Annotated in this window: 11 protein-coding genes; 10 read left to right on the top strand and 1 reads right to left on the bottom strand. The window is 69.6% G+C overall.

The genetic code is table 11. The features are described from left to right. Nucleotides 1–132: 132 nt before the first annotated feature. The 10 genes from BW949_RS10115 (at nt 133) to tsf (ending at nt 13029) form a co-directional block, all read left to right on the top strand. Nucleotides 133–1461: an NAD(P)/FAD-dependent oxidoreductase gene (locus BW949_RS10115; RefSeq protein ID WP_076365713.1), complete on the top strand. Its 1329-nt coding sequence runs from the start codon at nt 133–135 to the stop codon at nt 1459–1461. Between the two features lie 18 nt (nt 1462–1479). After that, on the top strand, nt 1480–1839 hold the full coding sequence (locus BW949_RS10110; protein ID WP_076365711.1) for a DUF5368 domain-containing protein: 360 nt from the start codon (nt 1480–1482) through the stop codon (nt 1837–1839). A 199-nt stretch (nt 1840–2038) separates the two neighbouring features. Then, nucleotides 2039–3082 carry an SLAC1 anion channel family protein gene (locus BW949_RS10105; RefSeq protein WP_076365709.1) on the top strand — a complete coding sequence of 348 codons (1044 nt, stop codon included), beginning with the start codon at nt 2039–2041 and terminating at the stop codon, nt 3080–3082. A gap of 446 nt (nt 3083–3528) precedes the next feature. Next, nucleotides 3529–5358, top strand: coding sequence for an ABCB family ABC transporter ATP-binding protein/permease (locus BW949_RS10100; protein WP_076365707.1), 1830 nt, complete (start codon nt 3529–3531; stop codon nt 5356–5358). A 336-nt stretch (nt 5359–5694) separates the two neighbouring features. Next, on the top strand, nt 5695–6342 hold the full coding sequence (locus BW949_RS10095; RefSeq protein ID WP_076365705.1) for a tetratricopeptide repeat protein: 648 nt from the start codon (nt 5695–5697) through the stop codon (nt 6340–6342). A 143-nt stretch (nt 6343–6485) separates the two neighbouring features. Beyond that, nucleotides 6486–7736: an outer membrane protein assembly factor BamB family protein gene (locus BW949_RS10090; RefSeq protein WP_143524439.1), complete on the top strand. Its 1251-nt coding sequence runs from the start codon at nt 6486–6488 to the stop codon at nt 7734–7736. A 256-nt stretch (nt 7737–7992) separates the two neighbouring features. Next, nucleotides 7993–9477, top strand: coding sequence for a ribosome biogenesis GTPase Der (der, locus tag BW949_RS10085; protein WP_076365701.1), 1485 nt, complete (start codon nt 7993–7995; stop codon nt 9475–9477). Beyond that, on the top strand, nt 9474–11075 hold the full coding sequence (locus BW949_RS10080; protein ID WP_235816269.1) for an alpha/beta fold hydrolase: 1602 nt from the start codon (nt 9474–9476) through the stop codon (nt 11073–11075). The genes der and BW949_RS10080 overlap by 4 nt, the downstream gene beginning before the upstream one ends. A 176-nt stretch (nt 11076–11251) precedes the next feature. Further along, nucleotides 11252–12013 (top strand): 30S ribosomal protein S2, encoded by a 762-nt coding sequence (gene rpsB, locus BW949_RS10075; protein ID WP_076365699.1) that lies wholly within the window; start codon nt 11252–11254, stop codon nt 12011–12013. Nucleotides 12014–12150: 137 nt separating this feature from the next. Continuing rightward, nucleotides 12151–13029: a translation elongation factor Ts gene (gene tsf / locus BW949_RS10070; RefSeq protein ID WP_076365697.1), complete on the top strand. Its 879-nt coding sequence runs from the start codon at nt 12151–12153 to the stop codon at nt 13027–13029. A 195-nt stretch (nt 13030–13224) separates the two neighbouring features. Here tsf and BW949_RS10065 read toward each other — a convergent pair whose 3' ends face one another. Then, nucleotides 13225–14925: an ABC transporter permease gene (locus tag BW949_RS10065; protein ID WP_076365695.1), complete on the bottom strand. Its 1701-nt coding sequence runs from the start codon at nt 14923–14925 to the stop codon at nt 13225–13227. Between the last annotated feature and the right edge of the window lie 90 nt (nt 14926–15015).

Genomic DNA, 15015 nt, shown 5'->3' with positions numbered 1-15015 from the left:
TGAGGCGTTCTATCTTGAACCGGATCACAATAAAAAGATACATCTTTTTTCTCTATTCAATCCGGCTGCGCTGATATATGCACGAATGCGAATGTCAGGGAGAGACATTCGGTCAAGTCAGGGAGAAGTCGAATGACCGAACGCACCTCTGCGCCGCGCCTGTCGCGCCGGGCGCTGATGGGACTGGGCGCAGGCGCCGCGGCGCTGGGGGCCTTGCCCGTGGCCGCCCCCGCGCAGACGCCCGCACCGGTGAAGACCGCCGCGCGAATCGTGATCCTGGGCGGGGGGGCGGCGGGCACCGCCATGGCCAACCGTCTGGTCCAGCGTCTGGATGGCGCCGAGATCACGGTGGTCGACGGGCGTGCCCAGCATTGGTATCAGCCGGGCTTCACGCTGATTGCTGCGGGGCTCAAGCCGTCGGGCTATTCGGTCTCGCGCACGGGGGAATGGCTGCCCTCCGCGGCGCGCTGGGTCAACGAGGGCGCGGCCGCCATCGACCCCGATGCCCGCCGCGTGACCACCACCGGCGGCGAGGTGCTGGAGTATGATTATCTGGTGCTGGCCTGCGGGATGGTGCTGGATTGGGACGCGGTCGAGGGCTTCGAGAAATCGCAGGTGGGCGCCAACGGGATCGGCGCGGTCTATGCCGGCCCCGAGGAGGCCGCGGCCACCTGGAAGGCGATGGACAATTTCACCGACAAGGGCGGCATCGGGCTTTTCGGCCGTCCCGCGACCGAGATGAAATGCGCCGGGGCGCCGCTGAAATATACCTTCATTACCGACGATTACCTGCGCCGCAAGGAGCACCGCGATACCTCGCAGGTGATCTATACCGCGCATAACGACACTCTGTTCTCGGTGCCGATCGTCAACGAGAAGGTCAAGCTGCTCTTCCGCGAACGCGGCGTGGACACGCGCTGGCACCATGTGCTGCGCGGCGTGGATGCCGGCGCCCGTCAGGCTCATTACGACACCCCCGAGGGCCGCAAGGTTCTGGATTTCGACTTCATCAACGTCATCCCGCCGATGCGCGCGCCGCAGGTGATCCGCGATGCGGGCCTGTCCTGGGCCGACCGATGGGTCGATCAGGGCTGGGCCGAGGTCGACCCCGAGACCCTGCGCCACCGCCGCTATGCCAACATCTTCGCCGTGGGCGATGTGGCGGGCGTGCCCAAGGGCAAGACCGCGGCTTCGGTCAAGTGGCAGGTGCCGGTGGTCGAGGATCACCTGGTCGCCGACATCAACGGCCGCGCCGGCACCGCGGTCTACAACGGCTATACCTCCTGTCCGATGATCACACGCATCGGGCGTGCGATGCTGGTCGAATTCGACTATGAGAATAACCTGACGCCGTCCTTCCCGGGGGTGATCTCCCCGCTCGAGGAATTGTGGATCTCGTGGCTGATGAAGGAAATCGCCCTGAAGCCGACCTACAACGCGATGCTGCGCGGCCTGGCCTGAGCGCGAAAGGACAACGACATGAAGGAATTGACCCTTGCGACGCTGATCGCGGTCTTCGAGGAAATCTATGGCCGCGGCCTGTTCTGGTCGCTGGTGGTGATCTCGGGGATCATCACCGTGGCCTTCGTGGCCGTGCTGATCCGCGACCGCGGCATCGCCTCACGCTGGCTGGTGCGGGCCGAGATCACGGCCCCCCTGGGCGCGGTGGCGGCGGTGTGGTTCGTGCTGTGGTTCACCAATTCGCATCTGGCCGATATTGGCGGGCCGATCGACTGGATCGTGATCGCCTGGATCGCGCTGGCGGGGGGCGGCGGGCTGACGCTGCTGAGCTATACCGCCCAGGCGATCCTGGGCCACGCCCCCCGCGCCAAGACCTGAGGGCTGTCCCTCTCCACGCTGCCGCGGGCCGGGCAAGCGGGTCCGGCCCGCGGCAGATCCACCCCCGGAGCGCGTGCGCAGTCTCCGGGGGTGGCCTTTTGAAGGGCGGCGCTGCCGCCCGACTGCACCAAATGGGCGGGAACGCCCGAATGACCCCATCGGGCGGTCACGCCCAAGGATTAGGATCGACGAGGAAACCATGAGCCAACCTGCCGCATCGGCGTCCCCCGCGGGCGCCCCGGACGCCGCAGCCCACGAGTCGCGGCTGAAGCATTTTCCGATCACCTTCTTTGCCACCTCGATGGGGCTTGGGGGCTTCACGCTGGCGCTCAAGGCCGGCGCGGCGCCGCTGGGTCTGGGCATGCAGCCCTTCCAATACGCGCTCTATGCGACGCTGGGCGTCTTCGGCCTGGTGGCGCTGGTCTACCTTCTCAAGGCGTTGCTGCATCCCAAGGCCGTCTCGGGCGAATGGCACCACCCGGTGCGGCTGGCCTTCTTCCCGACCTTCTCGGTGTCGATCCTGATCATCGCCACCGCGCTGATGAGCGTCTCGCGGCCGCTGGCCGAGATGGCCTGGTGGGCAGGCACCGTGCTTCAGGGCGTGCTGACGCTGGCGGTGATCTCGGGCTGGATCGGCACGCGGTCGTTCCAGCACGGCCATCTCAACCCGGCGTGGTTCATCCCGGCCGTCGGCAACGTGATCGTCCCGGTGGCGGGGGCGCCGCTGGGCTATATGGAGATCTCGTGGCTGTTCTTCTCGGCCGGGATGATGTTCTGGTTGGTGCTGCTGACGCTGGTCTTCAACCGGCTGATCTTCCACGATCCGCTGCCGGGCCGTCTGCAACCGACCTTCGTCATCATGATCGCGCCGCCGGCGGTGGCCTTCATCGCCTGGATGCGCCTGCATGGCGTGGCGCCGGTGACGCCGGGCGCGGTGGGGATGCATGCGGGCGTGGACGCCTTCGCTCATGTGCTGCTGAGCATCGGCTATGTCTTTGCCGCGCTGGTGGTGGTGCAGCTTCCGCGCATTCTGCGGCTGCCCTTCGCGCTGTCCTTCTGGGCGCTCAGCTTCCCGGTTGCGGCGCTGACCATCGCCAGCTTCCTTTACGCCGAGACGGTGCATTCCCAGCCGCATCTGATGATCGCCACCGGGCTTCTGGCGGTGCTGGCGGTGCTGATCGTGACGCTGGTGGTGCGCACGCTGGTGGCGATCCTGCGCCACGAGATCTGCCACCCCGAATGATCGGGGCCGCGTGGGGAAGGGGCCGCATGCCCCTTTCCCGCCGGGGCGCCGTCGGGGACGCCCCATTCGGGCGCCGTCTCCGGGGAGGGGGGCGTCTCCGGGGCGCCACCTCCGGGGCCCTCTCTTCTCTTGCGAACCTGCGCGCCGCTCCTGGCGCCAACGCGTGGCCGGCGCGCCCGGAAATTTCCCCGATCGCACCCGTTTCGGCCGCGAAAGTCCTGCAAGATCGGCGTCTGCGCCCGCGCGCCTGCGGGGCGGTCATCTGGTGCACCAGCGGCGGGCATTGGCTCTGGCGCTTGGGGGCCGCCGCGTCTAAGGTGCCGCCGCTCCGGCGCAAAGGGCCGGGTTCCGGCGCGGGCGGCTCCACCCGACAGAGCCAAGGCCCGCCCGGCCCGTTTCGCCATTGCCGCGCAGCCATAGCCGTTCAGTTCTCGCAAGGATCAGCCATGCCGCCCAGCCAGATCACCCGTTCGGGCCCCGTCACCTCTGACGAACGTGCACGCAGCCTGCGCACGATCCGTTCGGTGGTGCCCTACCTCTGGCCCGAGGATGCGCCCTGGGTGAAGAAGCGCGTCGTGCTGGCGATGCTGGCGCTTCTGGCGGCCAAGATCGTGTCGGTCTCGACGCCCTTCCTCTACAAGGCGGCGGTCGATGCGCTGGCGGGCGAGGCGCCCTCGGGCGAGACGCTCCTGATGCTGGGGGCGGTGGGGCTGACGCTGGCCTATGGGCTGGCGCGGCTGATGACGGTGGGCTTTGGCGAATTGCGCGACGCGCTCTTCGTGCGGGTGTCGCAGCGCGCGCTGCGGGCGCTGGCGCTCGAGACCTTTTCGCATATTCACAGGCTGAGCCTGCGCTATCACATCACCCGCAAGACCGGCGGGCTGTCGCGCATCATCGAACGCGGCGTCAAGGGCGTGGATTTCCTTCTGCGCTTCATGCTGTTCTCGATCGGGCCGCTGGCGCTCGAGCTGACGCTGGTGGCGATCATCTTCGCGGCGGTCTTCAACCTGTGGTACATGGCGGTCGTGGTGGCCACGATCTGGGCCTATGTGACCTTCACCTTCCGCGTCACCGAATGGCGGGTGCAGATCCGGCGGCGGATGAACGAGCAGGACACCGAGGCCAACCAGAAGGCCATCGACAGCCTGCTGAACTATGAAACCGTCAAGTATTTCAACGCCGAAACGCGCGAGGCCGAACGTTATGACGCCTCGATGCGCCGCTATGAAGGCTATGCGGTGCGCACCGGGCAATCGCTGGCGGTGCTGAACTTCGGGCAGTCGATGATCATCACCGCGGGGCTGGTCGCGGTCATGGTGATGGCGGCGCAGGGCGTGCAGGCGGGCCAGTTGACGGTGGGCGATTTCGTCATGGTCAACGCCTACATGATCCAGATCACCATGCCGCTGGGCTTTCTGGGCACGGTCTACCGCGAGATCCGCCAGTCGCTGACCGACATGGGCGAGATGTTCGACCTGCTGCACCAGCCCGCCGAGATCCAGGATGCCCCCGACGCCAAGCCGCTGGCGGTTTCGGGCGGGCGGATCGAATTCGACGATGTGGCCTTTGGCTATGATGCGGCGCGTCCGATCCTGCGGGGCTTCTCGCTGACCGTCGAGCCGGGGCAGAAGGTGGCGCTGGTCGGGCCCTCGGGGGCGGGGAAATCGACCATCGGTCGGCTTCTGTTCCGCTTCTATGACGTGACCGGGGGCGCCGTGCGCATCGACGGGCAGGATCTGCGCGCGATCACCCAGGACAGCCTGCATGCCGCCATCGGGATCGTGCCGCAGGATACGGTTCTGTTCAACGACACCATCCGCTACAACATCGCCTATGGCCGCGACGACGCCACCCAGGACGAGATTGAGGCCGCCGCGCGGGCCGCGAGGATCCATGATTTCGTGATGAGCCTGCCCGAGGGCTATGACACCACGGTGGGCGAGCGCGGGCTCAAGCTGTCGGGGGGCGAGAAGCAGCGCGTGGGGATTGCGCGCACGCTTCTGAAGAACCCGCCGATCCTGCTTCTGGACGAGGCGACCTCGGCGCTGGACACGCAGACCGAGCGCGACATCCAGGTCAGCCTGAAGGCGATGGGCAAGGGGCGCACGGTGCTGACCATCGCGCACCGGCTGTCGACCATCGTCGATGCCGATCTGATCGTGGTGATGGAGCAGGGGCGTATCGTCGAGCAGGGCCGCCACGAGGCGCTTCTGGCGCAGGGCGGCCGCTATGCCGCGATGTGGGCGCGCCAGTCGGCCGAGGAAGATGTCGCCTGAGAAGGGGGCCTGAAAAAGGGGCGGGGCAAAGGGGGGAGCGTCCCGCCGCCCCATCGAGGGGCGCCGGGCCGCCGGGGGCGGGGCCCCCTTGCCCCCCCCCGCCTATTCCAAACCGCCTATCCCCACGCGCCTGTCCTTTCGGCGCGCCGATCCCCCGGAACGTGGGGAAACGCCAGGCTCGGTCGGCCCCTCCCGCGGCGGGATCGCGGCGCGGCGCGGGCGGTGGTAACGGCTTGTGGCCGGGCGTGATTTGCGGTTATGACGACCCCCGAGAGCGCGCGCAGGCGCCCCGGCCGGGGGCATGCGTGCCGCCCGGGAGCCTGTGCGGAGGGGACGATGAGCGAGACCGACAGCTTCATCGAGGAAGTGAGCGAGGAAGTTCGCCGCGACAAGCTGTTTGCGCTGTTCCGCCGCTATGGCTGGATCGGGATCGCGGGCATTGTCGGCATCGTCGGCGCGGCGGCGTTTCTGGAATGGCAGCGCGCGCGCAATGACGCCGAGGCGCGGGCCTTCGGTGATGCCGTCCTGGGGGCGGTTTCCGCCGACGCCGATCCCGGTGCCGCGCTCGAGGCGATTGCGGCGACGGGCGCGCGCGACGGCATCCGCAAGCTTCTGCTTGCGGCCGATCGCATCGAGGCGGGTGACCGCGCGGCGGCGCGTGCTTTGCTCGAGGCGGTGGCGGACGATCCCGCCCAGCCCGAGAGCCTGCGGCAGCTGGCACGTCTCAAGGCGGTGATCGTGGCCGGGCCCGATCTCGCCCCGGCCGAGCGCGACGCGGCGCTGGCGGGGCTGGCGCAGGCGGGCGCGCCCTATCGCCTTCTGGCGCTGGAGCAGCAGGCGCTGGCGCTGGTGGAGGCGGAGCGTCCCGACGCGGCGATCACCCTGGCGCGCGAGATATTGGCCAGTGCCGATGTGACGCCGGACTTGCGCCGGCGGGCGGCAGAGTTGATTGTGGCGCTGGGTGGCGAGGCCGACGCGTCCTGATCGGGCGCGGGTCTTGCCGGCAGGGCTCCGCCGGGCGCGGGGCGGCAGGCGCAGGAAAGGAACGGGCGGTGAAGCGGTTTCAATCCCTGGCCCTCGGGGCCGTGATCGCAGCTTTGGCCGGATGCAGCGGGGGCGACGATCCCTTGCCCGGCATCCGTCTCGATCCGCGTGAGGCGCTGGATCTGGGCGTGAACGAGGCCCCGGCCCCCGCGGCCGAAGCCGCGCGCGTGCCGCTGGCGCTGCCGGCGCCGCAGGCCCGCCCCGACTGGCCTCAACGCGCCGGCGGCCCGGACCATGACATCGGCCACCGGGCGCTGTCGCCGGCCCCGCAGGTCGTCTGGACGGCCCCCATCGGCGCGGGCGAAGGCCGCCGCCGCCGCATGCCGGCCCAGCCCGTCGTGTCGGGCGGGCGCATCTTCACGCTGGACGCCGAGGCGCAGCTGACCGCCACCTCGACCGCGGGTGCCACGCTCTGGAGCGTGGATCTGACGCCGCCGGGCGAGAAGAAGGGCGAAGCTTCGGGCGGCGGCATCGCGGTCGCCGGCAACCGGGTGTTCGTGACCTCGGCCTATGGTGTGCTCGAGGCCTTTGACGCCACCACCGGCGCGCGCCTCTGGGAACAGGATTTCGACGCCCCCGTAGGCGGCGCGCCCACCGTCGCCGACGGCCGGGTCCATGTGCTGGCGCGCGACGGCTCGGTCTGGGCGGTCGAGGCCGGCAACGGCAAGGTCGTCTGGCAGCAGCCGGGTCTGCCGGGGCGGTCGGGCGTCACCGGGGCCTCGGCGCCGGCGGTCAGCGGCGGCGTCGTCGTCTTTCCCTTTGCCACGGGCGATCTTCTCGCGCTCGAGGCCGCGACCGGCGCGCCGAAATGGCAAGGCCGCATCGCCGGGCGCCGCATCGGGCGCGCCTTTGCCGCCTTCACCGACGTGACGGGCGATCCGGTCATCGCCGGCGGGCGCGTCTATGCGGGGTCGTCCTCGGGGCGGACCGTGGCCATCGAGGCCGCAACCGGCCAGCCGCTGTGGAACGCGACCGAGGGCACCTCGGGGCCGGTCACGGTGGCGGGGGGCTCGGTCTTCCTGGTGTCGGACGAGGGGCGGCTCCTGCGGCTTGACGCGGCCACCGGCGACGAGATCTGGGCGGTCGAACTGCCCTATTACGTCAAGGCCAAGATCAAGAAGCAATCCACGATCTACGTGCATTACGGCCCCGTTCTGGCGGGCGGCAAGCTGTGGCTGGCCAGCTCGGACGGGATCATGCGCGCCTTCGACCCGGTGACGGGGGCGCCTGCGGGCCAGATCGAACTGCCCGAAGGCGCGGCCTCGGCCCCGGTCGTCGCGGGCGGCGTGGCCTATGTGCAGGGCGTCAAGGGCGACCTGATCGCCCTGCGCTGAGGCGCGGGCCCCCCGGCCCGCCCAGGTCGCCTGGCCCGCCGAAGCCGCCGTTCCTCCCGGCGCGCAACCGGCCGTGCCCACGCCGCCGCGCCCGGCCCCTGGTGCAGGTCGCGCCCTTTGCGCGGGCCCGCGCGCGCCTCGGGTCTTTGCGGCGCGCGCGTTCCGGTGTAGGACGGACCCTCTGCCCCGTGTGCCTTGCGCACGGGCGTTCGCGCACGGATGGGCCGTGCGCCCCTGATCGTGCGGATTTCGAGCCATGAGTTTTACCCTTGCCATCGTCGGGCGGCCCAATGTGGGCAAATCGACCCTGTTCAACCGGCTGGTGGGCAAGCGGCTGGCGCTGGTCGATGACCAGCCCGGCGTCACCCGCGACCTGCGCGAGGGCGACGCCCGCCTGGGCGACCTGCGCTTCGTGGTGATCGATTCGGCCGGGCTCGAGCTGGTCGAGGACGACAGCCTTCAGGGCCGCATGCGCCGGCTGACCGAACGCGCCGTGGACGAGGCCGATGTGTGCCTGTTCGTGGTCGATGCGCGCGCCGGCGTGACCCCGGCCGACGAGATCTTCGCCGATATCCTGCGCAAGAAGAACGCCCATGTGATCCTGGCTGCCAACAAGGCCGAGGGCCGCGCGGGCGAGGGCGGCGTTCTCGAGGCCTATGCGCTGGGACTGGGCGAGCCGCTGCGCCTGTCGGCCGAACACGGCGAGGGGATGGACGAGCTCTATCACATCCTGCGCCCGCTTGCCGCCGAGATCGAGGCCCGCCGCCCCGGCCCCGAGGTCGATGTCGCCGTCAGCGACGAGGATGCCGAGGCCGAGACCTATCACGCCCCCAGCGCGGCGCGCCCGCTGCAACTGGCGGTGATCGGGCGCCCCAATGCCGGCAAGTCCACCCTCATCAACCGCATCCTGGGCGAGGACCGCCTTCTGACCGGCCCCGAGGCCGGCATCACCCGCGACGCGATCTCGGTCGGCACCACCTTCATGGGCACGCCGATGCGCATCTGGGACACGGCGGGCATGCGCAAGAAGGCGCGCGTCACCGACAAGGTCGAGAAGCTGTCGGTCGCCGACGGGCTGCGCGCGGTGCGCTTTGCCGAGGTGGTCGTGGTGCTTCTGGACGTGGGCATTCCCTTCGAGCAGCAGGATCTGCGCATCGCCGATTTTGCCGAGACCGAGGGCCGCGCCGTCGTGGTGGCGGCCAACAAATGGGATCTCGAGGAGGACAAGCCCGCCAAGCTGAACGCGCTGCGCGAATCCTTCGAACGCCTTCTGCCGCAGCTGCGCGGGGCGCCGCTGGTCACCGTCTCGGCCAAGACCGGCAAGGGGCTCGACCGGCTCCATGCCGCGATCCTGAAGGCGCATGAGGTCTGGAACCGCCGCGTGACCACCGCCAAGCTCAACCAATGGCTCTCGGCGATGACCGAGGCGCATCCGCCGCCCGCGCCGGGCGGGCGCCGCATCCGGCTGCGCTACATGACGCAGGTCAAGACCCGGCCGCCGGCCTTCGTGGTCATGGCCACCCATACCGACGCCATCCCTGAGGCCTACGGGCGCTATCTCGTCAACGGTCTGCGCACCGACTTCGACATGCCGGGCACGCCGATCCGGCTGATCTTCCGCGACCAGGGGGCCAAGAACCCCTACAAGGAACGCAAGAAATCCACCCCCTCGCGGCTGCGCAAGCATGTCGAGGCCGGCGCCACCCGGACGAAAGGGAAACCCCGCGGGGGCAAGGCGTGACCTGGCGCGGGCGGCTCTTGCAACTGGGGCGCCTGCTGGTGGCGCTGATGGCGGCCTATGTGATCGGGGCCGCGGTCTTTCACCTCGAGGCGCCGCGGCAGGGGATTGCGATCACCCCGGTCGACATCGCCGGCACGCCCGCGCGCTTCTATCAGGCCGAAGGGGCGGGGCCGGCGCCGGTGCTGGTCGTGGCGCATGGCTTTGCCGGCTCGGAACGGCTGATGCAGGGGATCTCGCTGGCCGTGGCGCGGGCGGGATATGGCGTGCTGGCCTATGATCTGGCCGGGCATGGCCGCAACCCCAACCCGATGAGCGGCAACCTGACCGAGGTCTCGGGCGCGACCCAGACACTTCTGGCCGAATTGCGCCGCGTGGGCGAGAAGGCCCGGCGCCTGGGCGACGGGCGCATCGCGGTCCTGGGCCATTCGATGGCGACCGACATCGTGATCCGTTACGCCGAGGAAACGCCCGATGTGGCGGCCACGGTGGCGGTGTCGATGTTCTCGCCCGCGGTGACGGCCGAGGTGCCGCGCAACCTGCTGGTGGTGGACGGGGAATGGGAAAGCCGTCTGATCGCCGAGAGCGAACGCGTCCTGCGGCTGCGCGCGGGGCCCGAGGCGGGCGCGGGGCAGACCTATGGCGATCCGTCCGCGGGCACGGGGCGGCGGCTGGCGCTGGCGCCCAACGTCGGGCATCTGGGCGTGCTCTATTCCCCCGCGACCCAGGCCGAGACCGTCGCCTGGCTGGACGCCACCTTCGGGGCCGCGCCTGCGGGGGGGGCATGGCGTGCGGGGGGCGCGCCGGCGCTTGAGGCGGGCCCGGCCCCCGCCATGCGCGCGCCCGATCAGGTGGTGACCAACCGCATGGGCCCCTGGATCACCGCCCTTCTGAGCGCGGGGATCGCGCTGGGCTGGCCTTTGGCGCGGGCGCTGCCGCGGGGCCGCAAGATCGGCGCGGGGCTTTCCTGGCGGCAGCTCTGGCCGGTGATCGTGGTGCCGATGCTGGTGACGCCGCTGCTCTTGCGGGTGGTGCCGACAACCTTCCTGCCGGTGATCGTGGGCGATTACCTGGCCATGCATTTCCTGACCTTCGGCCTTCTGACCGCGGCCATGCTCTGGGCGCGGGGTGTGCGCATGCCCTATGTGCCACCAGGCAAGGGGCGGCGGCTGGCGCTCGCGTCGCTGGCCACGGTGGCCTTCGGCTTTGCCGCGCTGATCCTGCCGTCGGACCGCTATTTCACCTCGTTCCTGCCGGTGCCGGCGCGCTGGCCGTTCATGGCGGTGCTGCTGGCGGGGACCTTGTCGTTCTTCTGGGCGGTGGAATGGGCCACGCGCGGGCGCGGAGCCGCGCGCGGCGGCTATGCGGCGATGAAACTGGCGTTTCTGGTGTCGCTGGGGATCGCCGTCGCGCTGGATTTCGAGCGGCTGATGTTCCTGGCCATGATCGTGCCGGTGGTGGTGGCGTGGTTCATCATCTACGGGATGATCTCGGGCTGGGTCTATCGGCGCACGGGCCACCCCTTCGTCGGCGCCACCGCCAATGCGATTGCCTTTGCCTGGGCGATCGGCGTGACCTTCCCCTTCCTTGCGGGGCATTGAGCGCAAAAGACACCGCCTGCGCGCCCGAAGGGCTTGCCAAGCGCGCCGAAGCGGGTTAAGGCGCGCGCACTTCACAGGCGGGGCCGGGCTGGCCGGGGGAGACATCCCCGTCAGTCCACCGGTTGGGGGCAACCCCTGAAGACCCCGCCGCGGCGCAAACCGGAAAGGAACAGGACATGGCGCTTCCCGAATTCTCGCTGCGTCAGCTGCTTGAAGCTGGCGTTCACTTCGGCCACCAGACGCAACGCTGGAACCCCCGCATGGGCGAGTTCATCTATGGCGAGCGCAATGGCATCCACATCATCGACCTGACGCAGACCGTCCCCATGCTGGACGCCGCCCTTCAGGTCGTGCGCGACACCGTGGCCCGCGGCGGCCGCGTTCTGTTCGTCGGCACCAAGCGCCAGGCCTCGAAGGCCGTGGCCGAATCCGCCGAGAAATGCGCGCAATACTACATGAACCACCGTTGGCTGGGCGGCACCCTGACCAACTGGAAGACCGTTTCGCAATCGATCAACCGCCTCAAGGAGATCGACGAGAAACTGGCTTCGGGCGCCGAAGGCCTGACCAAGAAGGAACGTCTGGGCATGGAACGCGAGCAGGCCAAGCTTCAGGCCTCGCTGGGCGGCATCCGTGACATGGGCGGTCTTCCCGACCTGCTGTTCGTCATCGACGTCAACAAGGAAGATCTGGCCATCCTGGAAGCCAAGAAACTGGGCATTCCGGTCGTGGCCGTGGTCGACACCAATTGCTCGCCCAAGGGCGTGGATTACATCATCCCCGGCAACGACGACGCCGCGCGCGCCATCTCGCTTTACTGCGATCTGGTCAGCCGCGCCGCGCTTGACGGCATGAGCGCCCAGCTGGGCGCCGCCGGCGTGGATCTCGGCGCGCTGGAAGAAGCGCCCGCCGAAGCGGCGGTCGAGGAAACCGTCTGAGCCGGCTTTGGGCCGCGTGCGTGTCCCGCGCGTGGCCTGACCCCCCGCGGCGGGCCGATCCTGCCGCTTGCGTCAAGCAAATGTCATCGGGCGGGGCTATTCCCCGCCTGACCCATAATTTCAGAGGAGATCTTCGGATGGCGATCACCGCCCAGATGGTCAAGGAACTGCGCGAAACCACCGGCGCAGGCATGATGGATGCCAAGAAGGCGCTGACCGAAACCGACGGCGACATGGAAGCCGCCATCGACTGGCTGCGCACCAAGGGTCTGGCCAAGGCCGCCAAGAAATCGGGCCGTGTCGCGGCCGAGGGCTTGGTGGGCGTGGCTGTCGACGGCGGCGTGGGTGTCGCGGTCGAGCTGAACTCGGAAACCGACTTCGTGGCCAAGAACGCCGACTTCCAGAAGCTGGTGTCGGGTGTGACCTGTGCCGCGCTGGGTGTCAGCGACCTCGAGGGCCTCAAGGCCGCCTCGCTGGGCGAGAAGACCGTCGAAGCCACGATCACCGACGCCATCGCCGTGATCGGCGAGAACATGACCCTGCGCCGCATGGTCCGCGTCGAGGGCGAGACCGTCGTCTCCTATGTCCACAATGCCGCCGCCGAAGGCATGGGCAAGATCGGCGTGCTGGTCGCGCTGAAAGGTGCCGACAACGGCATCGGCAAGCAGATCGCCATGCATATCGCCGCGACCTCGCCGGCGTCGCTGTCGGAAGCCGATCTGGACCCGGCGCTGGTCGAGCGCGAGAAGGCCGTTCTGACCGAACAGGCGCGTGAATCGGGCAAGCCCGAAGCCGTGATCGAGAAGATGATCGTCGGCCGCATGGCCAAGTTCTTCGAGGAAGTGACCCTTCTGGGCCAGAAATTCGTCATCAACCCGGACGTGACCGTGGCCCAGGCGGCCAAGGATGCGGGCGTCGAGGTTCTGGCGTTCGCGCGCGTGGCCGTGGGCGAAGGCATCGAGAAGAAGGAAGAGGACTTCGCCGCCGAGGTGGCCAAGACCCTTCAGGGCAACTGAGCGCGCGCGGGGATCTGCCCGCGCCGCCGCGACGCCATGCACCGCCCGCAGCCCCGGCTGCGGGCGGTTTCGTTTGTCGGGGCCGGGGCTGGTGGCGATGCGCTGCAAGAACAGGGCAGGGGGCCAGCGCCGCGTCCAGCCTGTCGCGCGCGTCTCTTCGGGGGGCGGTCTGCGAAAGGGGGCGCGTTTGGGGGCTCAGCCCCGTTCGCGCAGGTTCATCCGCGCCAGCAACGCCGCCGCTGCCAGCCCCACCGCCATGACCAGAAGGGCCGCCGGTGCGGCCTCGCCCAGTTTCTCGAGGCTGGCCTTCTCGTGCATGCGCGTGGCGAGCGTCTCGTAGTTGAAGGGGCGCAGAAGCAGCGTCGCGGGCAATTCCTTGACGCAATCGACGAAGACCAGCAGCAGCCCCGATCCCACCGATCCCGCCATCAGCGGCATGTGCACCCGCCGCAGAACGCCGCCCGGCCCCTGTCCCAGCGCCCGCGCCGCCATCGGCAGCGACGGCGAGATCCGCCCGAAGGCGCCGTCGACCGCGCCCTGGGCAATGGCGAAGAACCGCACCACGAAGGCCAGCACGATGGCAAAGGCCGATCCCGTCAGCAAAAGGCCGGGGTCGTGCCCGCTCAGCCCCTCGATCAGGTCGGCCAGCCCGTGATCAAGGCGGGCCAGCGGGATCAGGATGCCCACCGCCAGCACCGCCCCCGGCGCCGCATAGCCCAGTGTCGTCAAAAGGCCAAGGCCCCGCAGCGCGGCAAATCCGCCGATGCGCATGCCATAGACCATGAAGATCGCGCCTGCCATGGCCGCGGTGGCCGCCAGCCCGCCGGTGGCCACCGTGTGCCACAGTGCGCGCGCCAGACCCGGCCCGAACCAGGCCTCGGGATGGGCCAGCGCCTGCGCGCCGATCACTCCCACCGGCAGCACGAAGCCAAGCGCCACCGGCAGCGCGCAAAGTCCCGCCGCCACCGCCGCCGCCGGTCCCCGCAGCCGCTGGCGCACCAGCGGGCGGGGGTGGCGCGCCGAATGATAATGCCGCGCGCGCGCCCGCCCGGCCTTCTCGGCCCCCGCCAGCAGCGCCACCGCCACAAGGATCAGCGTGGCGATCTGGGCCGCGCCGGCGGCATCGCCCATCTCGAGCCAGGTCGAGAAGATCCCCGTCGTCAGCGTCTGAACGCCGAAATAATCGACCACGCCGAAATCGGCCACGCTTTCCATCATGGCGATGGCCGCCCCTGCCGCCACCGCCGGGCGCACCAGCGGCAGACCCACGCGCAGGAAAACCCGGCCCGGTCCCGCGCCCAATGCACGGGCCACCTCGAAGGCGCCGCCGGGCTGTTCGCGCAAGGCTGCCCGCGCCAGCAGGTAGACATAAGGATAAAGCGCCGCCGCCAGCACCAGCGCCGCAAAACCGCGCGATCGGATCTCGGGAAACCAGTAGTCGCCCGGCCGCGCCCAGCCGAAGGCCGCGCGCAGCCCGCTCTGCACCGGGCCGGCATATTCCAGGAAATCGACCAGCGCATAGGCGCCCACATAGGCCGGGATCGCCAGCGGCATCAGCAGCGCCCATTCCAGCACGCGCCGGCCCGGAAAATCATGCACCGCCACCAGCCAGGCCGGGATCGTGCCCATCACCGCCGTCCCCAGGCCCACGCCCGCGGCAATGAAGGCGGTGTTGCCCAGATAGCGCGGCAAGGGCCCGGCCCAGAGCCGCGGCCAGATCTCGGGGTCGGCCCCCGAGGCCAGGACCAGCACCGACAGGATCGGCGCCAGCACCAGCGCGGCAATCAGCGCCGCGCCCAGAACCCAAGGGCCCGCCCCGCGTCCCAACCCGCGGGCCGGCGCCCTGATGCCCGGCTGCCCCGGCGCGATTTCCTGAGAGAAATGATCGGACGACATGTCGCAGGGGTACAGGAAAGCGGTTTTCCTGTCCATGCATCCGCTGTTAAATAAGTTCAACCAGAACCGGGCCAGGATCCGGGAACGAGA

The organism is Phaeovulum vinaykumarii (assembly GCF_900156695.1).
GTDB classification, from domain to species: domain Bacteria; phylum Pseudomonadota; class Alphaproteobacteria; order Rhodobacterales; family Rhodobacteraceae; genus Bieblia_A; species Bieblia_A vinaykumarii.
The sequence above is the reverse complement of the archived record's forward strand: the minus strand, read 5'-3'. Positions and strand labels throughout refer to the sequence as shown.